The sequence below is a fragment of the Ruegeria sp. TASC047 genome, assembly GCF_059612445.1.
Map to the genome: position 1 here is coordinate 53,138 of NZ_JBXWQP010000050.1, position 20,191 is coordinate 73,328.

The 20,191-nt window shown below is 57.6% G+C and carries 20 protein-coding genes; 11 read left to right on the forward strand and 9 right to left on the reverse strand.

Annotated elements, in window-relative coordinates:
* Positions 1-176: 176 nt before the first annotated feature.
* Both AC2FLO_RS17880 and AC2FLO_RS17885 read right to left on the reverse strand, forming a co-directional pair.
* Positions 177-1,187, reverse strand: a complete 1,011-nt coding sequence (locus tag AC2FLO_RS17880; protein ID WP_496754092.1) for a D-cysteine desulfhydrase family protein — start codon at positions 1,185-1,187, stop codon at positions 177-179.
* Positions 1,188-1,326: 139 nt separating this feature from the next.
* The gene (locus AC2FLO_RS17885) at positions 1,327-2,019 is read right to left on the reverse strand and encodes a Crp/Fnr family transcriptional regulator (RefSeq protein WP_267365173.1); all 693 of its coding nucleotides are present in this window, start codon (positions 2,017-2,019) and stop codon (positions 1,327-1,329) included.
* Positions 2,020-2,204: 185 nt separating this feature from the next.
* Between AC2FLO_RS17885 and hemA the strand changes: the two genes are divergently transcribed.
* A complete protein-coding gene (gene hemA / locus AC2FLO_RS17890; protein ID WP_496754090.1) occupies positions 2,205-3,428 on the forward strand; it encodes a 5-aminolevulinate synthase in 1,224 nt (407 codons plus the stop codon).
* A 53-nt stretch (positions 3,429-3,481) separates the two neighbouring features.
* Here hemA and AC2FLO_RS17895 read toward each other — a convergent pair whose 3' ends face one another.
* The 6 genes from AC2FLO_RS17895 to AC2FLO_RS17920 are packed head-to-tail and all read right to left on the reverse strand — an operon-like array spanning position 3,482 to position 8,903.
* Positions 3,482-3,769, reverse strand: a complete 288-nt coding sequence (locus AC2FLO_RS17895; protein ID WP_496754088.1) for a cytochrome C oxidase subunit IV family protein — start codon at positions 3,767-3,769, stop codon at positions 3,482-3,484.
* Between the two features lie 5 nt (positions 3,770-3,774).
* Positions 3,775-4,323, reverse strand: a complete 549-nt coding sequence (locus AC2FLO_RS17900; protein ID WP_209597161.1) for a cytochrome c oxidase subunit 3 — start codon at positions 4,321-4,323, stop codon at positions 3,775-3,777.
* Positions 4,320-6,242 carry a nitric oxide reductase activation protein NorD gene (locus tag AC2FLO_RS17905; RefSeq protein ID WP_496754087.1) on the reverse strand — a complete coding sequence of 641 codons (1,923 nt, stop codon included), beginning with the start codon at positions 6,240-6,242 and terminating at the stop codon, positions 4,320-4,322. Before AC2FLO_RS17905 ends, AC2FLO_RS17900 begins: the two co-directional genes overlap by 4 nt.
* 9 nt (positions 6,243-6,251) lie before the next feature.
* Positions 6,252-7,061 carry a CbbQ/NirQ/NorQ/GpvN family protein gene (locus AC2FLO_RS17910; RefSeq protein ID WP_267365163.1) on the reverse strand — a complete coding sequence of 270 codons (810 nt, stop codon included), beginning with the start codon at positions 7,059-7,061 and terminating at the stop codon, positions 6,252-6,254.
* 8 nt (positions 7,062-7,069) lie between these two features.
* Complete coding sequence (locus AC2FLO_RS17915; protein WP_480477361.1) at positions 7,070-8,437, reverse strand: cbb3-type cytochrome c oxidase subunit I; 1,368 nt, start codon at positions 8,435-8,437, stop codon at positions 7,070-7,072.
* 16 nt (positions 8,438-8,453) lie between these two features.
* A complete protein-coding gene (locus AC2FLO_RS17920; RefSeq protein ID WP_209597154.1) occupies positions 8,454-8,903 on the reverse strand; it encodes a c-type cytochrome in 450 nt (149 codons plus the stop codon).
* A gap of 266 nt (positions 8,904-9,169) precedes the next feature.
* Here AC2FLO_RS17920 and AC2FLO_RS17925 point away from each other — a divergent pair, with 266 nt between their 5' ends.
* Positions 9,170-10,276, forward strand: coding sequence for a Hint domain-containing protein (locus AC2FLO_RS17925; protein ID WP_496754085.1), 1,107 nt, complete (start codon positions 9,170-9,172; stop codon positions 10,274-10,276).
* Between the two features lie 28 nt (positions 10,277-10,304).
* On the opposite strand, the gene AC2FLO_RS17930 is transcribed toward AC2FLO_RS17925, so the two are convergent.
* Positions 10,305-11,501, reverse strand: coding sequence for an NnrS family protein (locus AC2FLO_RS17930; RefSeq protein ID WP_496754083.1), 1,197 nt, complete (start codon positions 11,499-11,501; stop codon positions 10,305-10,307).
* 243 nt (positions 11,502-11,744) lie between these two features.
* Here AC2FLO_RS17930 and AC2FLO_RS17935 point away from each other — a divergent pair, with 243 nt between their 5' ends.
* The 9 genes from AC2FLO_RS17935 (at position 11,745) to ahbB (AC2FLO_RS17975) (ending at position 20,187) form a co-directional block, all read left to right on the forward strand.
* Positions 11,745-13,421 (forward strand): cytochrome D1 domain-containing protein, encoded by a 1,677-nt coding sequence (locus AC2FLO_RS17935; protein WP_496754081.1) that lies wholly within the window; start codon positions 11,745-11,747, stop codon positions 13,419-13,421.
* 124 nt (positions 13,422-13,545) lie between these two features.
* The gene (locus tag AC2FLO_RS17940) at positions 13,546-15,333 is read left to right on the forward strand and encodes a NapC/NirT family cytochrome c (RefSeq protein ID WP_496754080.1); all 1,788 of its coding nucleotides are present in this window, start codon (positions 13,546-13,548) and stop codon (positions 15,331-15,333) included.
* A gap of 54 nt (positions 15,334-15,387) precedes the next feature.
* Positions 15,388-15,789, forward strand: coding sequence for a cupredoxin domain-containing protein (locus AC2FLO_RS17945; RefSeq protein WP_496754078.1), 402 nt, complete (start codon positions 15,388-15,390; stop codon positions 15,787-15,789).
* Positions 15,790-15,989: 200 nt separating this feature from the next.
* Positions 15,990-16,751 carry a uroporphyrinogen-III C-methyltransferase gene (cobA, locus tag AC2FLO_RS17950; RefSeq protein WP_496754076.1) on the forward strand — a complete coding sequence of 254 codons (762 nt, stop codon included), beginning with the start codon at positions 15,990-15,992 and terminating at the stop codon, positions 16,749-16,751.
* A gap of 46 nt (positions 16,752-16,797) precedes the next feature.
* The gene (locus tag AC2FLO_RS17955) at positions 16,798-17,127 is read left to right on the forward strand and encodes a c-type cytochrome (RefSeq protein WP_480488726.1); all 330 of its coding nucleotides are present in this window, start codon (positions 16,798-16,800) and stop codon (positions 17,125-17,127) included.
* On the forward strand, positions 17,124-18,269 hold the full coding sequence (locus tag AC2FLO_RS17960; RefSeq protein ID WP_496754075.1) for a cytochrome D1 domain-containing protein: 1,146 nt from the start codon (positions 17,124-17,126) through the stop codon (positions 18,267-18,269). The genes AC2FLO_RS17955 and AC2FLO_RS17960 overlap by 4 nt, the downstream gene beginning before the upstream one ends.
* Positions 18,270-18,272: 3 nt before the next feature.
* Positions 18,273-19,262: a siroheme decarboxylase subunit beta gene (gene ahbB / locus AC2FLO_RS17965; protein WP_496754073.1), complete on the forward strand. Its 990-nt coding sequence runs from the start codon at positions 18,273-18,275 to the stop codon at positions 19,260-19,262.
* Complete coding sequence (locus AC2FLO_RS17970; RefSeq protein WP_496754071.1) at positions 19,259-19,708, forward strand: Lrp/AsnC family transcriptional regulator; 450 nt, start codon at positions 19,259-19,261, stop codon at positions 19,706-19,708. Before ahbB (AC2FLO_RS17965) ends, AC2FLO_RS17970 begins: the two co-directional genes overlap by 4 nt.
* Complete coding sequence (gene ahbB / locus AC2FLO_RS17975) at positions 19,705-20,187, forward strand: siroheme decarboxylase subunit beta (RefSeq protein ID WP_480484307.1); 483 nt, start codon at positions 19,705-19,707, stop codon at positions 20,185-20,187. Before AC2FLO_RS17970 ends, ahbB (AC2FLO_RS17975) begins: the two co-directional genes overlap by 4 nt.
* Positions 20,188-20,191: the final 4 nt, after the last annotated feature.

Below are 20,191 nucleotides of genomic sequence, written 5' to 3' on the forward strand. Positions count from 1 at the left end.
TCCAACTCTGCGAACATGTCTTCCACCTATTCTAAGGTGGGCTAGGCTCGCTCAACCGACACGACATCCGCGGTGCTGTCATTGACATAGGTCACGTGAAACCGCGTCGCGTGCTTCGAAACGACGGGTTGGCTGGCCAAGCGCGACTTCCGCTATAGTGGCTTCTCGGATGGCTCTCAGGCCGGGAACAGCTCTTCCTGATATGCGAACAGCGCCGGTTGCCCACCCGTATGCAACAGCACAACTTTCTGGCCCTGTTGAATTGTGCCGTTTTCAAGTAATTCCAACAAACCTGCAAAGGTTTTGGCCGAGTAGACCGGATCAAGAAAAACACCCTCGGCACGCGCCATCTGTTCAAGCGCCCTCCGTGTGGACGGACCTATCCGCCCGTATCCAGGGGGCAATGTGCCGTCCCATGTGAGGATGTCATTCATGACCAGAGCCGGGTCAAACTTCATCATACCCGCCAACCGTTCCAATACCTTTTGCAACCGCGCATGTTGCTGGTGGCGGTCGCGGCGAACGCAGATGCCATAAACAGGTGCCGTGTTGCCAGCCAGCCGCAGCCCGGCCAAAAACCCGCCGTGGGTCGAACCGCTGCCGGATGGCACCACCGCCACGTCGAAATCGGCGATCTGATCCAGTAGTTCGGCAGCCCCGGCCACATAACCTAACGCCCCCAAGGGCGGATGATCGATGCCCAAGTGAATTACATATGGGTTTCGGCCCTCAGCGATCAGCTGATCTGCCCGCGCGTGAAGGGCATTGTCGGCGCCGGCCTCGTCTTCTCCGGTATCGTAGTGCATGTGCTCGGCACCCAGAAGCCGGGCCAGAAGTACATTTCCCGAGGAATAATAATGTTCTCCCATATCCGGCACACGCTCTTCCAATTGAAGCACGGCCTCCATCCCAAGCTTCGATGCAGCCATGGCAGCCGTGCGCACGAAATTGGATTGCACAGCGCCGGTGATCAGAATGGTATCTGCCCCCTGTTTTTGTGCCTCGCCCATATAGAATTCAAGCTGTCGGGTCTTGTTGCCGCCAAAGCTCAACCCTGTCAGATCATCCCGTTTGATCCACAGATTCAGACCAAGTTGGTCGGACAGACGATCGAGCCGTTCGACCGGCGTAGCGGCTGTCACCAGTCTCGCGCGGGGAAAACCGGCCAGTAGCTGTTCAATCGTCATGTCTGTGTTCCATCAACTCACCCACTCAGGATCGCGCCCGATAGGGCATATCCAGCAAGAATAGGAAGGATAGTGATTGCCGGAAAGATCGCAGACCGGGAATGGCCAGTTTACTGCACAGAGCAACGGCCACGCGGCTCTATTTCTCACTCGGGTCGCTTTCCGCGTAATTCCGCAATACATCCATATCTGCAATTTCCGCGTGGTTTCGGTTGATCTTAACCCCGACTGGTTTCAACCTCGAAAAAGCGCGGCTCAGGCTTTCGGGTTTCATCCCCAGACGCCCGGCGATCAGCATCTTGTCATACGGCAGTTCAACTTCGCACTGGCCGGCATCGCAATCACACAGGTTCAGCAGGAATTCCGCGACACGCTGCGCGCCCGTCTGGGCTTTGAGCTGTTCGAGTTGCGCCACCAGGGAATGCAAATGCGTGAATGTGGCCGCCAGGATCGATACGCAGATTTCCGGGTCTTGCTTCATCAGCGAAAGCAGCACTGGACTTGGGATGTGCATGATCTCGCAGGGAGATACCGCCTCGGCCGAAACGGGATAGCGCACATTGCGCAGCGCAACGGCTTCGCCAAAGCTTTCACCGCGCGTGAAAACGCTCACCACGGCTTCGGCACCGGTCGGGGAAATGCGAAACAGCTTGACCCAACCAGCCAGTACAACATGTACGGCCTTGGCCTCTTCCTCTTGCAGAAAGATCGTCTCGCCCCGGTCGTATTGCCGCCAGACGGCCTGACGCAGCAGAGTATCGACATGTTGCTCTGGCAGGCTTCGCAAGAGCAGTGACTGCCGCGCAATTATCTTTTGTGCCTCGTGTGACAAGAAGGCAGCCCCTTATTCGTCCGCTCCGGGAACACCCCCGGATGATCAACCCCGAGATATGCTATGCCAAAGCCAGCGCGGGGGTGCCACCCTTTTCTCAGTCTCCAACTTGACTATTGTCATGTAAGGGCGGGCGCCACTGGCATAGGTTCAACGAAATTTCAGTTATCCGGGGAGCACGCCAGATGGACTTCGAGCAATTTTTCAGCCAGAGCCTCGACACTTTGAAAGACGAAGGCAACTACCGGATATTCATCGACCTGCAACGCCGTCGTGGCGCGTTTCCGAACGCGCGTCAAACCGACGGGCCGGTTCAGCGGGATGTGCGGATCTGGTGCTCAAATGACTATCTGGGCATGGGTCAGCACCCTTCGGTGATCTCTGCCATGCACGACGCACTGGATCGCTGCGGAGCAGGCGCTGGCGGTACGCGCAATATCTCGGGCACCACGCATGATCACGTTCTGCTTGAGGCTGAGCTGGCCGATCTACATGGGAAAGAAGCCGCGTTGCTGTTCACCTCGGGATATGTGTCGAACTGGGCTGCTTTGGGGACATTGGCCGCGCGAATTCCCGGGCTGATCGTGTTTTCTGACGCGCTCAACCACGCCTCGATGATCGAAGGTATCCGGCATTCGCGTGCCCAGAAGGTGATTTGGAAACATAACGACTTGGTGGATTTGGACGCCAAATTGGCCGCAGCGGATCCCGACGCACCCAAGATGATCGCATTTGAATCGGTTTACTCCATGGATGGCGATATCGCTCCCATCAAGGAAATCTGCGATCTGGCTGACAAATACGGCGCGATGACCTATCTGGACGAGGTTCATGCCGTCGGCCTTTACGGTCCGCGCGGTGGCGGGATTGCTGAACGCGATGGATTGATGGATCGCCTGACGGTCATCGAAGGTACATTGGGCAAAGCGTTCGGCGTGGTTGGTGGGTATATCGCGGCCTCAGCCGCGCTGTGTGATTTTGTCCGCAGCTTTGCCAGTGGCTTCATCTTCACGACTGCCCTACCCCCATCGATTGCAGCCGGCGCTGCCGCATCGATCCGGCATTTGAAGCATTCAAGTGCAGAGCGTGACTTGCAAAAGACTCGCGTGGCGCAGGTACGCGCCCGATTGGATGCCGAGGGCATTCCGCATTTGCCCAACCCCAGCCATATCATCCCGGTAATGGTTGGCGACCCTGTGAAGTGTAAATTCATTTCGGACACCCTGCTTGAGGAGTTTGGCATCTACATTCAGCCGATCAACTATCCCACAGTTCCAAAAGGAACCGAGCGCCTGCGGATCACGCCGTCACCCGTTCATACGGATGAGGACATCGATCATCTGGTGGGCGCCTTGTCGGCGCTGTGGCAGCGCTGTCAGATCGCGCGGATGCCAATGGCCGCACAATAACCTAAGCGTCCCTTTGCTTGGTAACCTGCCGCCCCTTTTGGGGGCGGCTTTTTTCAGATCAGGTAAAGTGCGAAGATCACAGCAGAGAACCCCGTCAGAACCAAGGTGAAGCCACGCAGCCAGCCCGGGCTTTCAGCCAGGTCCAGATATCGGGCCAGAATCACACGGGTTTTGATCAGGGCAAGGAGCAGGATACCGCCTGCAATGAGTGCGTCAGGCGTTTTCATCAGGGTCAAAAGCGTTGAAGCCAGACTGAGCGCCAAAAGCGCCAGCCACGCGCCGGTGAGTGAGTTCGGACGCCTCCGGCGGGAGTATTTAGTAATAGATGAAGTTGCCGACATATTGTTTATCCTAGAAGATAAATCACGGGAAACAGCAGGATCCAGACCAGATCGACCATGTGCCAGAACTGTGCGCCCGCCTCGATGTTACGAGGATCATCGCGCCACGCGACCAGCAACAGGATACCCACCCCGGCCAGAACATGCGCCGCGTGAAATCCTGTCAGCAGGTAGTAGAACATGAAAAACGGGTGGGTTTCATAGGTAATGCCCTGCCCCGCCTTTCCAGCATATTCCACGCTTTTGATAACCAGGAATGCGATCCCAAGTACGGCCGCGCCTGTCAGGGCAAGCCTGGCCTTGAACCGGAATGCCGCGCGGCGCCAGTTCAGCGCCTGCGCGGCCAGGTAGCCAGATGTGACCAGTATTGCAGTGTTAAAGGCTGCACCTGTTCGATAAAGATGCGATTGCGCCTCGGCAAAGCCTGCAGGGTCGGTCAGGCGAACGCCCATGAACGCGATCAGCCCGGCACCAAAAACCAGCAGCTCACTGATAATCAGAACCCACATCAGCAATTCGCCCGGAAGCTCGTCGATGAAGGAGGTTTCACTCATGCACCGACCAATTGGCGATATATTTGCGGCAACGCCATGGTCAGGCGGTGCGGGTCTGGGATAACAGCGAAACCGCCCTGTCCGAACATGCGGGGGAACCAGCTTTTGCCGGTTTTGTCGATGGTGACACCAAAAACCGATTGCCCGGCGCGGCGTGCCTCACGCACGGCCATGCACGTGTCTTCAATACCGTGACGCCCTTCGTAATGGTCAAGGTCATTGGGTTTGCCATCGGTGATCACCAGCAACAGGCGGCGTTTGCGGGTCTGACTTGCCAGATCCTTTGAACAGTGGCGGATCGCGGCCCCAAGCCGCGTGTAGTGACCGGGTCGCAGTGATGCGATACGTTGTTCAACTTTGGCGCCCATCGGCTCATCAAACCGTTTGCATCGCTGGATATAGACGCGCTGACGTTTCAGCGAACTGAAGGCATGAATGGCGAAATCGTCACCGCAGGCGTTCAGGCCCCAGGCCAAAGCAGCCAGGGCTTCACGTTCAATGTCGATCACGGCGCGACCGGTTACGGCACTTTCAGTGGACCGGCTGACATCCAGCAGGATCGAGACTGCCAGATCGCGCGCCTCGGGGCGGGATTGTTGCCAAATGCGGTCGTTGCTTTCGCCACTGGCCATACGGTCAGTTTCGGCGCGCACGGCGGCTTCGATATCCAACTGGTCACCGTCCAGATGGCCGCGTGTCATCACGCGCCCAGGGCGCAGCGCCTCGAACTGGCGTTTGACCGCGCGGATACGGCGGGCGGTGGCAGGGTCCTTACCAAACGCAGCAGCATCGTCGCGGATATCCGCATCCGACAGCAGGACGTTGACGTGATCTGCTAGATATCGGCCCGAGCGCACGTCCCATTCGGGATAAAGGATGCGACCAGACAGACGCTCCCGGTTCACATCCTCGGGTGCCAGATCAAGGTGCAGTTTCAGCCGCGTTGGCGGCGCTTTTGATATCTGACCCAGGCCAATCTCTTCCTGGTCATCGGCCGCTTTCTTGGCATTGTCGGGATCATCATCGTCGATGCGGCGGTTGATGTTCAGGAACTCGGCCCAGCTGAGGATGGCTTCGAACTTATGCAGAATGAAACTGTCGCTGCGCTCGGCCTGATCCGATTTGCGACGACGGGCGCGGTGGGTTTTCTCACCGGATTCCTCGGGTGGACCTTCAGTTTCGGGGTTTTCCACCTCGTTATGTTCGGAAAAGCCAACTGCGCGCAGTTCGGGCCACAGGGGAACCGGGCGCATAGGCTGATAGCCGCGAGGGGCGATCAGGTCCTCGTCCAGTGTCAGAAGCTGCTCGGCTTTCGCCGACAGCGGTTGAGGGTCACCCAACTTATGGCGGATCAGCTCTTCAACTGCGTCCTCAATCGGTGGCAGGTTGGGGATATCGCGCTGATGCAGCACGCCCTTGCAAAGTTCAGTGTAAAGCGGGCGCAGGCCGGGGGCGTCGTCCAGCGTAGTATCAACCATTTTCTGCGCGGCGATCAGCGCGCGCAGGTCGGCACGCAGCGGATCGTCTTCATCAATTCGCGTTCCGGCATGGGCAGCCGCAGCGGCCAGCCAGACATACAGCGCGCCATTGGCTTCGCGCGCAGGAAAAACCGCCAACCGGTCCGGCAAGCGCAAGACTTCGCCATCAAACGAAGCGCGCGGCATCAGCTCCACTTCGGTCGCCAGACGACGACGCCAACTTAGGCGATGATGTGAAACCTCGGGCGAGACCGGGCGCAATTCTACGCCCGGGCCACCGCCCAGCCCTCGAAAGAGGACGGCCAGCCGCCCCGCGACCTCAGAGAGGTCGACCGCGGCTCCATCGTGCACCTGGGGTGCATCGAGGCGGCTGGCAAGGGTGTGCCACAGTTTCCCGATCGTTTCTTCGGGTTCCCATGGCTCAAAATCGATCTTGACCATCGGCCGGCCTCACCCAAAGACAGCCGTAACAAGATCGAGGAGCCCGCGTTTGATATCCTCGTCATCTGTCAGAGGTTCAATCATGGCGGCGAGGATGGCGCGGTCGGTGGACATGCCTTGTGCGATAAGTGTTGCGGCATAAACAACCAGTCGGGTGGAAACGCCTTCCTCAAGATCCTGACCCTTGAGCCCGCGCAGCTTACCCGCCAGCCGAACCAGCGGCTTGCAACGTTCCAGCGGTAGACCGCTTTCCTGTGCGACCACTTCGGCTTCCATCTGCGCGGATGGGAAATCAAACTCCAAAGAGATGAACCGCTGCCGGGTCGAGGGTTTCAAGGTTTTCAGGATATTCTGGTATCCGGGGTTGTACGACGCCACCAGCATAAAGCCAGGTGCGGCCTCAAGCTCTTCGCCGGTGCGGTCGATTGGCAGGATGCGCCGGTCATCGGTCAGCGGGTGCAGAACGACAGTCACATCCTTACGGGCCTCGACCACCTCGTCGAGGTAGCAGATCGCGCCTTCGCGCACTGCGCGGGTCAGGGGGCCATCGACCCAGACGGTTTCCCCGCCTTTCAGCAGATAACGGCCAATCAGGTCGGCAGCCGCCAGATCATCATGGCAGGCTACGGTATAAAGCGGGCGGCCAAGTTTTGCGGCCATGTGGGCCACAAAGCGGGTCTTGCCGCAGCCCGTCGGACCTTTCAGCAGAACTGGCAAGTCGTTGTTATAAGCCGCGGTGAACACATCGCATTCATCGCCTTGGGGCAGGTAGAAGGGGGCGTTTGCCGCCCCCTCATTCAGTTTTATGGAGCCATCCATATCCATCATCACTCCGCAGGGGTTTCGGCGGCGCCGGGTTCAATAACTTCTTTCCGGGGAACCCAGATCGAGTAGATGAACAGCAGCGCGCCAAGGACCACGACGATACCGGAACCCAGACGCATCCAGTAGAAGATTGCGATCTGGTCTTGTACGTCCATGAAGTAATCTCCGACCACACGTTGCATGTGCGTCTGCACGGTTCCGCCGAAGGTCAGCACGAAGGTCATAAAGACCATACCGCTGGTCATCAGCCAGAACGATCCCATGTTCAGCACCTGATTGTAAGGATCACGGTTCTTGAGGATCGGCATTGCATAGCTGAAGATCGCCAGGTTGAGGCAAACATAGGCTCCGTAGAAGGCCAGGTGACCGTGGGCCGCAGTGATCTGTGTGCCGTGGGTATAGTAGTTTACCCCGTGCAGCGTATGCAGGAAGCCCCAGACACCAGCACCGAAGAAGGCAAGCGTTGCGCAGCCCAGCGACCACAGCAAAGCGGCCTTGTTGGGATGGTCACGACGGCCTTTCCAGACCATGACGAAGGCAAAGGCCATCATCGCGAAGAACGGGATCACCTCGAGGCTTGAGAAGATCGACCCAATCCACTGCCAGTAACCGGGGGTGCCGATCCAATAGTAGTGGTGACCTGTTCCAAGAATTCCCGAGAACAGCGCAGCGGCCACGATGACATAAAGCCATTTTTCGACCACCTCACGGTCCACACCGGTCAGCTTCAGCATCAGGTAGGCCAGGATCGACGCCATGATCAGTTCCCACACACCTTCGACCCACAGGTGGACAACATACCACCAGTATTGCTTGTCCAGAGACAGGTTGCCTGGGTTGTAGAAGGCAAACAGGAACAGCAGCGCCAGACCCCACAGGCCCAACAACAGGATATTGGTAATTGCGGTCTTCTTCCCCTTCAGAACGGTCATCGACACATTGTAAAGGAACATCAGAGCGGCAACGACGATACCGGCCTTGACCCATTTGGGTTGCTCAAGGAACTCGCGCCCCTCTTTGCCCAGCAACCAGTTGCCTTCGAACAGGTTGAAGACATAGGTCAAAACCACGCCCAACGTACCGACCACAAGAATGATCAGCTGCAAATAGGCCAGCTTGGGCGAGTGGATTTCACGCTCGGCCTCTTCCGGGATCAGGAAATAGGCCGCACCGAAAAAGCCCAGTATCAACCAGACGATCAGCGCGTTGGTGTGCAGCATCCGCACGATGTTGAACGGCAGAAGCTCGCTCAGGAAGTTAGGGAATACATAGATGAAGCCGGCCAGCAGGCCGCCGATCACCTGTATCGCGAACAGTGCCATGGCTACCGCAAAGTAGGCATAGGCGATTTTTTGGGATTCGTATTTCATTGCTCCATTCCCCTTCTCAGCCAGCCTCGTTGGGTGGCCAGTCCTGAGCGTCGATGTTGTCCGTCCAGATCAGGAAGTTGGTCAGATCCCGGATCTCTTCGTCGCTGAGGTTGAATTGCGGCATCTGCCGACGACCGGGAATGCCGGTGGGTTGTGCCTCCATCCAGCCCTTGAGGGATTCAAAGGCCGATTCCGGGTCGTCCAACACGCCCCAACGTGTCATCACATTGCCGACCTCAGGGGCAAAGTACGCCCCTTCGCCAAGGATCGTGTGACAGTTGATACAGGCGTGTTTTTCCCAAACATGTTTGCCCCGAACCACACTTTCGTCGAGCTTCGCGGCATTTTCGGAATTGACGATATACAGGTGTGAATGGGCTGATAGAGCCAGAAAGATGAGGATGAAGAACAGTGACCCGCCATAGAATATGTTGCGAGCCATGCTCTTTGTCATGACTTCTCGCATCGCGCTCTCCTTTGCGCAGATTAGCTAGTGCATGAAACATGAAGGGTGAGCGCAGGGTTTGCCTTAACGAAAGTCAAGACTTCTCAAGTATGCTCAGAAACGCGATCAGACATCCGCAAACAGCGAGAATAACGAAATGACCTTGGGATCGCCTTGAAACCTGAACCAATTCTCATCATTTTCGCATCGACTTTATTGTATGACGAACTTATTCAAGCGCTTGAGAAAACAGGTGTTTATTTCGTTTCAAAGATTGATGGGTGGAAATGGCGAACTATTCCTATATCGGTTATACGCCTGGTGTAATCACGGTAAATACGATCGGGCCGGACACGGTTACTTTGGATGTCAATTTTGATCCCGACACGGATCGTCGTTTGTTTAGCGTGACTGACGCAGCTGGTGGTTTTATTCAAAGCGGAGGTGGACCACCTGTTGTCGATACAGGGGATGTTTTCAACGGTGACCGCTTTGACGACGAAGACGGCGATGACCTGACGCAGACCGGTACTATCACCACCCTCGATGGTTCGACCACCTTTTTGAGTGGCTCAATATACCTGGAAGAATCCTACATTCTGTCCAAACCAGGCGGAGGCACAATCACTGTTTATCGCGTCGAAGTTGACGGCGTATTGGGCGGCTACATAACCTCTGAACCACTTGTGCCCGGTACGACCTACTCGATGAACATCGTGAATGTCACGCCGACCAATGCGCCCGACACAACTGACCCGGCTGCCATCATTGACGTACCGTGCTTTACTGCCGGAACACTTATAATGACGCCAGAAGGTCCGATGCCCATCGAGGATCTGAAGGTGGGTGACATGGTCGTGACTGCCGACAATGGACCGCAACATATACGTTGGATCGGAACGCGGCATCTTGATCAAGCGGCGCTTCGCGCCCGTCCCAGGCTGAAACCCATTCGGATCGAGGCCGGTTCACTGGGCGATCGGGTACCACGGCGCGACCTGCTTGTTTCGCCACAGCACCGTATGCTGGTTCGATCCCGGATCGCCGTCAGAATGTTTGAAACCGAAGAAATCCTTGTTCCGGCCCACATACTTGTTGCCAGCCCCGGAATCTGTGTCGCAGACGAAACCGTGTCAGTCACGTATTTCCATTTGCTGTTCGACCGTCATGAAATCATCTACGCGGAAGGGGCCCCGTCAGAGAGCCTGTTCACTGGTGCGCAGGCCATGTCCAGCGTTCACCCTGACGCCCGAGAGGAAATCTTCAATCTGTTTCCGGAACTGGCTAAACCGGGGCACGTCCCTCAGGCTGCGCGGCAAATACCCGCAAAAGGAAGACGCGCACGCGCGCTCGTCCAGCGTCACGTCAAGAATGAACGCCCCTTAATATCCTGAAACGGCAAGCCGCGGCGAAACGAACGGGTCAGCCCTGCTTTGTTGCGCGCGGGCCTGTCAGCGCGGGCCACATGGCAAACAGGTACAACCCAATTGCGGCAATCCATAGCCCGTCAGCCGTCAGCATGGCCACCATATAGGCACCTGCCAGCCCGGACCCCAGCCAGCGGACCAAAGCCGCCGCCGCCATAAGCCCGTATCCGACCGCCATGGGCGACGGAGCAACAAGGGGCCGGCCACTGTGGCCAAGGGCGGCGCGGCTCATGACGGCAAGGGTCATGCCACCAACGCACCCGATCCCCAAAATGTGCAGCGCGCCGATCTCATTACCATATCCGATGACGGCAGCCCCCCACAGCAACAACCCAAGGGCCAGCATCATCAGGCCCAGGTGCAAAGCAATCAGGATCGGCTGCCGCAGTGCCCAACCCGCTCTCCACCGTGCCATGCGCATCACCTGGGCGCCGCCCAGCAGCAGCGCGCATATACCCGCCAAGGAAACACTGCCCAAGGTCAGAACCAACAACGGCAGCACAAGGGCAAGCGCCATCACGGCCTTTTCCAGCACCGCGTTTGAAACCGGCCACAGGGCTTCGGGCACACCGTCGCGTTTCATAGCATTGCGCGTAAAGGCCGGAGTAATACGTCCCCCCAGTATCGCTATCATTGAACACAAGGTCAGCAGCCCTGCGCGCACCCCAGTATTCAACGTGTCCGCGGCGACACCTATCCATTCCAGATGAACCATCAGGTTGGCCACCCACACCAAACTCAGGAGATACAGAAATATCATGTTCTGTGGCTTGGGCCTGCGCATCAGCTGGCTGGCAATTTTCAGGACAAGAATTGGAACAAAGCTCAGGTCGATAATCGCGACGGTAATCGGAGAGAGCGATCCTGAAAACCACACCGCCAGCCGCCCCGCCATCCAGATCAGCGCTACGATCGTGACAAAGCGCGCCCGCACTTCCGGCGTGCCGGTCCAGTTTGGAACTGCTGTCAGAAAGAACCCACCCAGTGCTGCCGTTGCATAGCCAAAAATCATCTCATGGGCATGCCACATGACCGGGGGCATTCCATAACTTTGGTCGGTATATGGTAAAAGCCCATCCAGTGCGGCCAGCCAAACACCCCAGGCGACACCAGCAAACACACCATAAAGACCGGCGGAAAGGAAAAAAACCCGAAAGCCTTCGCTGAAAATGCGCGATATTGCAGATGACATGCCTGCTCTCCATGGCCCATCTCGTCCTTCAACAAGCAGTACCGTCCGACGGGATTGGGGCACTTAACCGAAATCAAGACATCAAAAACATGTGCGAAAAAAACAGGTTTTATTGTTGAAATCTGCACCCGGTTTTTGCCCAAAGAACGAAGTTAGCGCCGCGCCCGTTGACTTTGGTCAAGGATGACAATCCCATGATGGATCAGTCTCCGCATTGCCTCACCACGCAAATGGAGAGTGATCATGTCACTTGGAATCAGCTACAACAAGACCGGCCGCGCTTTTGGGGTCGGATTGGCAATGTTGTTGGGCAGCGTCGCTGCTCCAGCTTTTACCGACGAGCCAACACTTAGCGACGAAGCCTTTGAAGCTTCGAAACAACTGTACTTTGAACAATGTGCAGGCTGCCACGGGGTTTTGCGCAAAGGCGCTACCGGTAAAAACCTGGAGCCGCATTGGAAGAAGACCGCAGCCGACGGCACCGTAACCGAAGGCGGCACCCTGAAACTGGGTCAGGAACGCCTTGAGAAAATCATCGCCTGGGGAACTGAAGGCGGGATGAACAACTTCTCGGACATCATGTCCGAGCAGGAAATCAAGGATATGGCGACCTACATCATGATGGAGGCCCCAAAGCCGCCTGAAATGTCGCTGGAACAGATGAAGGCAACCCGCAAGGTTTATGTCGAAGAAGCGGACTATCCGACCGAGCCGCTGCACGGTCGCAACTGGGAAAACTTCTTTGTCGTCATCGAACGCGATGTGGGCAAGGTTGCCGTCATCGACGGTGATACGAAAGAAGTGCTGACGCATATTCCGACCGGCTATGCCGTGCACGTCCTGAAAGCTTCGGAACATCACAACATCACCGAACCCGAAACACCTGGACGTTTTTGGTACACAATGGGCCGTGACGGCAAGATGACCAAGATCGATCTCTGGCAAACGCCGGATAAGATGCTGGTTTCGGAAGTCAAGATCGCCTATGACGCGCGCGATGTCGCCGTGTCCGGTGACGGCAAATACGTGATCGGTGGTGGGTATTGGCCGCCGCACTTTGCGATTGTTGACGCGCAGACCATGGAGCCGGTCAAAGTCGTTTCGACCCGTGGCACCAACGTAGATGGTGAGTATGTGGAAGAAGCCCGTGTGGCCGCTATCTACACCACGCCGAATGAACCCACATGGATTGTTGCTGTGAAAGAGCTGGGGCAGCTCTGGCAGGTTGATTACACCGACCTCGACAATTTGCGGATCGACAAGATAAACTCGGCCAAGTTCCTGCATGATGGGTTCTTCGACCCGACAGGCCGGTACTTCCAGATCGCGGCAAACGCATCGAACAAGATGGTCGTTGTCGATACCGAAACGCACAAGCTTGAGGCGATGATCGACACCGCTGCCCTGCCGCACCCCGGTCCGGGCGCCAACTGGATTGACCCGAATTGCGGACCTGTGGCGGGCACAACCCACCTGGGTGTCGGTACCGTGACAGTCTGGGGCAACGACCCAGAAGGTCACCCGGATCAGGCCTGGAAAACCTGTTACGAGGTGGAAACCGACGGCCCCGGCCTGTTTGTCCGCACCCATCCGAACTCGGACTACATCTGGGCTGACCAGACCAAACACCCCGAGCCGGAAATTCAGCAATCGGTTCAGGTCATCTCGAAAGAGACCGGCGAGATAGTGAAAACCATCCAGATCACCGAAGACGAAGGCAGCGCCGCTGTTCACTTCGAATTCAACGCCGACGGAACCGAGGTCTGGGTTTCCAAGTGGAACCTGTCGGATTCGAAAGAACCCAATGGCCAGATCGTGATCTTCGACGCCAAGACATTGGAAGAAATCGGTCGGATTGACGGGCTTTACGCCCCGACCGGCAAATTCAATGTCCACAACCGGTCGAACCACGTCACCTGACGGGTTCGCAGCCTAAACCGGAAAGGGCGGGCCCCTCGCCCGCCCTTTCCTCGTTTGACAGATCCGCCAAACTCACCGGCCTGCCACCAAAGGCCAGATAAGACAGCCAAAACGGAGCCCGGATATGACTTCCGAACCGGATAAGAAAAAACCGATCTGGCGCCGGTATTTCCTGTGGGGAATGCCTGTGGCCGGCATTGCTGCGGTCTTTGCCGCCGGCATCATCTTCTGGGGTGGGTTCAACACCGCCATGGAAGCCACGAATACCAAGGAATTCTGTGTCTCGTGTCACGAGATGCGAGACTTTGTTTATGCAGAATACCAGGGCACGATCCACGACGTGAACCGGTCGGGCGTTGGTGCGGTCTGCTCGGACTGTCACGTGCCCAAGGACTGGACCCACAAGATCATCCGCAAAATAAAAGCCTCGAAAGAGCTTTATGGAAAGATGGTCGGCACCATCAACACACGTGAGAAATTCGAAGCCAAGCGCATTCATCTTGCCATGAATGAGTGGGAGAGGATGAAATCGACGGACTCGCGTGAATGTCGAAACTGCCATGACTTTGAATCGATGATGCCCGAATTCCAGCGTCCGCGTGCACGTCAGCAGCACCTGAACGCAATGGAAACCGGTCAGACCTGTATCGACTGCCACAAGGGTATTGCACACTCGAACATCCGAGACCGCGCATCCGACGAATATCTGGAAGAGCTTGAAGCGCCAAATCCGGCCTTCATTCGACCAATTCCGCCAGAATACCTTGCCAGCCTTGAGCGGATCGAAGCCAAGGAAGCTGCCGAGGCCGAGGCTGAGAAAGCTGCAAAGAAAGCCCAGCAGGAGGCCGTTCAGGCCCAGATTGCGGCAGCAGTTGATGCCGCTGTCGCGGAAGAGCGGGCAGCGGCTGCAACCGATGGTTCGGCAACACCTGCCAGCAGTGAAAGCGGCGATGTCGGTGCCAACATCGACTGGAATGCGGTGGCCAGTGCGGACCTGAAACTGTTCTATCCAGGCCAGGCGTCGTTTGAATGGGTGCAGAACGGAAAAACCCATGGCGGGGCCCGTCCGCTGACCAAAGGTGGCGATCAATGTTCGACCTGTCATGCCAAGGAACTGGATGCGATTGGTAACAAGATCGTTGCCGGTGGCGAGTTGGAACCCACTCCGATCCCCGGCAAACGCGGTGTGATCGACGCAACCGTTCAGGCGGCACATGATGACGAAAACCTGTACATCCGTCTGCAATGGCCGGATGCGGGGCACAACCCTGCTCCGTTTGTCGATGGCGGCAAAATGGATCCTGAAAACCAGATCAAGGTCGCTATGATGATCACCGGAACCGGTATCGAGCTGGGCGATCAGGTCGGGTGCTGGGCGTCGTGCCACGCCGACAACACCTATATGCCCTTTGCGCCTGAGGCCGATGCAATTGCCGCAAACGGGGATGTTTCCGGTCGCCTGACCGCTCAGGACACCGTGACCAAGTACCTCAGCGAAAGCCGCACCGAGATCGAGATCAAAGGTCGAGGCGGCAAGGCTTTGGGCGGTTGGGACAAGTTGCAGGCCGCCGAACAAATCGAGCAGTATCTGGCTGACGGTACCTATCTTGACCTGATGCGTGTCTACGCAGACGGCAGTGCCACAAATGGTTATCTGCTGGAACAGCGGGTGGTCAATGATGGTGAGATTGCAGCCTCGGCAAACCTGTCTGGTGGCATGTGGACGGTTGTTTTCACACGTCCGCTGAACTCCGGCGCACCCGGCGATGTCCCGCTGGAGGCCGGTCAAACCTATACGGTCGGTTTTGCAATCCATGATGACTTTGCCGCCGCACGGTTCCACCACGTAACGCTGGATACCAGCCTAGCGCTCGACGACGACAGCGCGTTTATCAACGTGGTCAAGCAATAACAGTTTGGGGCCGGTTCTCCCGGCCCCAATTACTTTGGAAAGGAGACATGGACCATGAAACCCCACCGCCTTCTTCCCGCGCTGCTGCTTCTTGCTGCGCCAGCCTGGTCAGATGAAACCGCCGAGATCTGCGCCGAAGCCGAAGAACGTTATGTCGAGCTGTTCGGCCACCCCTCGGCCTCGGTCGAGGACGCCAAAGTGGTTTTGATGTACAACTACAATTTCTGCCCGTTCGAACTGACCGTAAAGGCAGGTACAACTGTCCGATGGGTGAATGTCGACAAGCGCACCAGCCACAGTGTGTTGCTGAAAGATGGCAGCGAACCCGAAAGCGACCGGTTGTTCCCGGAAGAAACGGTCGAAATGACCTTCCTCACACCCGGCCCTCAGAATTATCTCTGCGGGCCCCATTGGGAGACACAGAACATGATCGGGATGATCACTGTCGAGCCCTGATCCCGGGTTTTTCATAGGCTGAACAGAGGGGCGCGGGAGCAAATCCCGCGCTCCTTAACTTATGTCAAGGAGGTTGGTTTTCGATTGCGCCAATCTGCCGTCATGACACGCCCGGCCTACCCAGCAACGTCCCGCAAAAGCATTGGATTCGCGCAGGAAACCCCGGGTTTCGAAGACATTCAGACCCAGCGAGTTTGAACATGAGCGGTAAGGTTTTTCTGATTGGTGCAGGCCCCGGCGACCCCGAGCTGATGACGCTGCGTGCCCTGCGAATGCTGCAGGAAGCAGATGTGGTGGTCTATGACAGGCTGGTGTCTGCTGATATCCTGAATCTGCGCGCCGAAGGCGCGCGGCTGATCCCTGTTGGGAAAGCGCCCAAATGCCACACCGTCCCACAGGACCGGATCAACGAAATCCTTCTGGAAGAGGCCAGCGCAGGTCACACGGTCGCCCGTCTGAAAGGTGGCGATCCGATGATCTTTGGCCGCGGCTCGGAAGAAGCCGCTTATCTGATGGCCCATGGCGTGGCAGTCGAATACGCACCGGGGATCACGGCGGCGCAGGGCGCGTCCTGCTCGACCGGCGTGCCACTGACCCATCGCGGTCTGGCCACCTCGGTTCAATATGTTACCGGACACCGGCAGGCAGACAAAGTGCTGGATCTGGACTGGAAACGCCTGGCCGACCCGGACACGACACTGGTGGTCTATATGGGTGTGGCCAATATCGGCCAGATCGCCATGGGGCTGATGACCGAAGACCTACCGGGATCAACACCGGTTCTGGCCATCGGAAATGCGACGACACCTGATGAACGCCGGCTGGTGTCACGGCTGGACCAATTGGCCAACGACGTGCGCACCTCCGGGTTGAAGGCACCAACGCTTTTCATCATCGGCAAAGTTGTCTCACTCTACGCCGAACAGCCCGTGGCGACCATTCTGGAACGGGCCCATGGCTAAGCTGGGGTGCAGAAAACATATGCCGTGTCCCGCACCGAACAGAAATGTGCCCGGCCACAAGGGGTGGGTTGCCCGAACCTTTCTGACAACTGCGGTTCTGGCCGCAACTTCCGCCTTTGCTGCCGATGTCATTGATCCCAACGCACTGAAAAGACTTGTGCATCAGGATTGCGGCTCGTGCCACGGGTTGTCGCTGAAAGGCGGCCTGGGGCCTGATCTGCGCTCGAAAACACTGGAGCATTATGACGCCGAGGTTTTGACCGGCGTCATCCTTGACGGCATCCCCGATACGGCGATGCCCCCGTGGCGGCCCCTGATCAGCGAAGAAGAGGCCGAATGGATTGCCCGATACCTGCTGGAACAGGAGGCACAATGAAACACCTTATCCTCAGCCTTGCGGCGACATTGATGATGACCACGGCCCAGGCCGAGCCGATGGCAACAGGAGACCTTGGGCTGGTGATCGAACGTGCCAGCGGATCGGTCCTGTTGGTGGACCAGTCCGACCGTGCAGCTCTGGCCCGGATAGAAGGATTGGGCGATCTGTCCCACGCCTCGATGGTCTATTCACCGGATGAACGTTTTGCCTATGTCTTTGGCCGTGACGGAGGCCTGACCAAGGTTGACATCGTCACCCGCCAGATCGTGAACCGTGTTGTGCAGTCCGGAAACGCCATTGGCGGCGCAATCTCGGACGATGGCGCCCTTGTCGCTGTATCGAATTACGAACCCGGCGGTGTGCGGGTGTTTGATGCGCAAACGCTGGAGATGGTGGCTGACATTCCCACCGGCAGCAAAACGATTGGTCTGGTCGACGCGCCGGGTCGCCGTTTCGTTTTCACCATGTGGGACACGGGCGAGACATGGATCGCGGATTTCGCACAAGGCGCGCCCGAGATCACCAAGATCCCCGATATCGGCAAGAACCCTTATGACGCGCTGATCACTGCCAATGGCCGCACCTATATCACCGGCCTGTTTGGCGAGGATGGTCTGACCGCGCTTGATCTGTGGTCCGACAACCCGGAACCGATCCGCGTTCTACCCGGCTATGGCCGTGGTCAGGAGGAAATGCCGGTCTACAAGATGCCCCATCTGGAAGGTTGGGCGCTGACAGGGTCCGAATTTGTCTTGCCCGCCGTTGGCCACCACGAGGTTTTGTGGATCGACGCCACCACCCTGACCGAGACCGGACGCACGCAAACCTACGGACAGCCGGTCTTTGCCATGGCCCGCCCGGACGGGCGGCAGGTCTGGGTTAACTTTGCCCACCCGCTGAACGATACCATTCAGGTCATCGATACCGTCAGCAAACAGATTATTCACGAATTCAAACCCGGCCCGGCCGTTTTGCACATGGAATTCACACCGCGCGGGCACGAGGTCTGGATCAGTGTGCGCGATGCGAACAAGGTCATGGTTTATGACACGCGTAGCTTCGAAAAACTACGTGAGATCGAGGCCGAAAGCCCGTCGGGTATCTTCTTTACCGCGCGTGCGCACAAAACGGGTCTGTAAGTCATGCAACACATTACAGACCCGATCGACCGCCGCTTGCTGGATGAATTTCAGCGTGATTTCCCGGTGACCGAACGCCCGTTTCAGGTTCTTGGAACCGCTCTTGAACTGGACGAAAGCGAAGTCATCCACCGCCTGACCAGAATGCGCACCACAGGCCGCATCACGCGGGTTGGCGCAACCATCACACCCGGCGTGGTGACGGCCAGTACGCTGGCAGCAGTGTCCGTCCCGGAGGAGCGGCTGGAAGAGGTTGCCGCCCTGATCGACGCCGAGCCGGGTGTAAACCACAATTATCAGCGCGAGGACGCTTGGAACCTATGGTTCGTCGCTACCGGCCCGGATCGGGCGCATGTGGATGATTCCCTCGCACGGATCAGCCGAGTCACCGGGCTGCGGGTACTGGATTTGCGGCTGGTGCGCCCTTTCAACGTTGATCTTGGGTTCCGCATGATCGGAGGGGTCAAAAATGTGCCCACAGCGCGTCAGGTGGATGCATCCGCCATGCGCGACGGCGATCGGTGTCTACTGCAAACGCTCAGCTCGGGACTGTCTCTGGTCGCCGAACCTTATGCAGCTTTGGCACATTCGCTGAACCGGGACGTTGATGAGGTGATGGCGCGGGTCATCGCGTTGCACGCTGCCGGTATCATCTCGCGGCTGGGTGTCATCGTACGTCACCGGGCGCTTGGCTGGTCGGCCAATGCGATGGTGGTCTGGGACCTGCCGGCAGAGCAGATCGACATCGCTGGCCCCGCTTTGGCCGCTTTCCCAGGGGTGACCTTGTGTTACGAGCGCAACCCGGTGCCCGATGTGTGGCCATATCGCCTGTATTCCATGATCCACGCGCGGTCCCGCAGCGAAGCTTTGGACGTACTGGCCCGTGCGACGACCCTGTCCGAACTGACAGGTGCACGGAACAAGGTTCTGTTCTCTACCCGCTGTTTCAAGCAGACCGGTGCCCTGATTCAAACCAAAGAGGTCGCCGCATGACGCTGGACCATACTGACCGTGCGATCCTGAACCGTATGCAGGACGATCTGCCACTGGTTTCACATCCTTACGCAACAGTCGCCAAAGAACTTGACCTGTCCGAGGCCGAATTGCTGGCGCGCCTGACGCGCATGAAAGAGACCCGCGTCATCACACGTTTTGGGCCGTTCTTCGATGCCGCTGCAATGGGCGGTGCCTTCTGCCTCTGTGCGATGGCCGTTCCAGCCGGGGAATTTGAAGCCGTCGTGACCAAAGTCAATGCACACCCCGAGGTCGCCCATAATTATGAACGCACGCACCGGCTGAACATGTGGTTCGTACTGGCCACTGAAACGCCCGAAGGGATCAAGGCCACAGCCGATGCAATCGAACGGGAAACGGGGATCGAGGTTCTTTGTTTCCCCAAACTTCAGGAATTCTACATCGGCTTTCGGGTGGCGGCATGATCGACGCAACAGACAGACAGATTATCCAAGCGCTACAGGGCGGATTGCCTCTGGTTTCTGCTCCATATGCTCAGGTTGCTGATGATCTGGGGATGCAGGAAGCCGATCTGCTTGAGAGGCTGTCAGCCCTCAAAGCGCGCGGCGTAATCCGCCGCATCGCGGCCGCCCCCAACCACTACAAGCTTGGCATGACCTCGAACGGCATGACTGTCTGGGATGTCGAAGATGACCGCATCGCCGAATTGGGCGCTCAGATCGGTGCTCTACCCTTTGTCACCCATTGCTATGAACGCCCGCGCGCCCTGCCCGACTGGCCTTACAATCTGTTTGCCATGGTTCACGGATCGGATCGGGATGAAGTCGAGGAAAAACGCGCCCAGATCACTATGATCCTGGGTGATGCCTGCCGGGCCAAGGATATCCTCTATTCCACGCGCATTCTGAAAAAGACCGGGCTGCGCCTGAAAAAGAAAGGCTGAGACG

Coding starts and splice junctions, on each gene's coding strand:
- hemA (WP_496754090.1), top strand. CDS start 2,205: ATGGACTTCGAGCAATTTTTCAGCCAGAGCCTCGACACTTTGAAAGAC.
- cobA (WP_496754076.1), top strand. CDS start 15,990: ATGAGCGGTAAGGTTTTTCTGATTGGTGCAGGCCCCGGCGACCCCGAG.
- AC2FLO_RS17970 (WP_496754071.1), top strand. CDS start 19,259: ATGACGCTGGACCATACTGACCGTGCGATCCTGAACCGTATGCAGGAC.
- ahbB (WP_496754073.1), top strand. CDS start 18,273: ATGCAACACATTACAGACCCGATCGACCGCCGCTTGCTGGATGAATTT.
- AC2FLO_RS17880 (WP_496754092.1), bottom strand. CDS start 1,187: ATGACGATTGAACAGCTACTGGCCGGTTTTCCCCGCGCGAGACTGGTG.
- AC2FLO_RS17900 (WP_209597161.1), bottom strand. CDS start 4,323: ATGAGTGAAACCTCCTTCATCGACGAGCTTCCGGGCGAATTGCTGATG.
- AC2FLO_RS17910 (WP_267365163.1), bottom strand. CDS start 7,061: ATGGATGGCTCCATAAAACTGAATGAGGGGGCGGCAAACGCCCCCTTC.
- AC2FLO_RS17905 (WP_496754087.1), bottom strand. CDS start 6,242: ATGGTCAAGATCGATTTTGAGCCATGGGAACCCGAAGAAACGATCGGG.
- ahbB (WP_480484307.1), top strand. CDS start 19,705: ATGATCGACGCAACAGACAGACAGATTATCCAAGCGCTACAGGGCGGA.
- AC2FLO_RS17935 (WP_496754081.1), top strand. CDS start 11,745: ATGTCACTTGGAATCAGCTACAACAAGACCGGCCGCGCTTTTGGGGTC.
- AC2FLO_RS17925 (WP_496754085.1), top strand. CDS start 9,170: ATGGCGAACTATTCCTATATCGGTTATACGCCTGGTGTAATCACGGTA.
- AC2FLO_RS17895 (WP_496754088.1), bottom strand. CDS start 3,769: ATGTCGGCAACTTCATCTATTACTAAATACTCCCGCCGGAGGCGTCCG.
- AC2FLO_RS17930 (WP_496754083.1), bottom strand. CDS start 11,501: ATGTCATCTGCAATATCGCGCATTTTCAGCGAAGGCTTTCGGGTTTTT.
- AC2FLO_RS17920 (WP_209597154.1), bottom strand. CDS start 8,903: ATGCGAGAAGTCATGACAAAGAGCATGGCTCGCAACATATTCTATGGC.
- AC2FLO_RS17915 (WP_480477361.1), bottom strand. CDS start 8,437: ATGAAATACGAATCCCAAAAAATCGCCTATGCCTACTTTGCGGTAGCC.
- AC2FLO_RS17960 (WP_496754075.1), top strand. CDS start 17,124: ATGAAACACCTTATCCTCAGCCTTGCGGCGACATTGATGATGACCACG.
- AC2FLO_RS17945 (WP_496754078.1), top strand. CDS start 15,388: ATGAAACCCCACCGCCTTCTTCCCGCGCTGCTGCTTCTTGCTGCGCCA.
- AC2FLO_RS17940 (WP_496754080.1), top strand. CDS start 13,546: ATGACTTCCGAACCGGATAAGAAAAAACCGATCTGGCGCCGGTATTTC.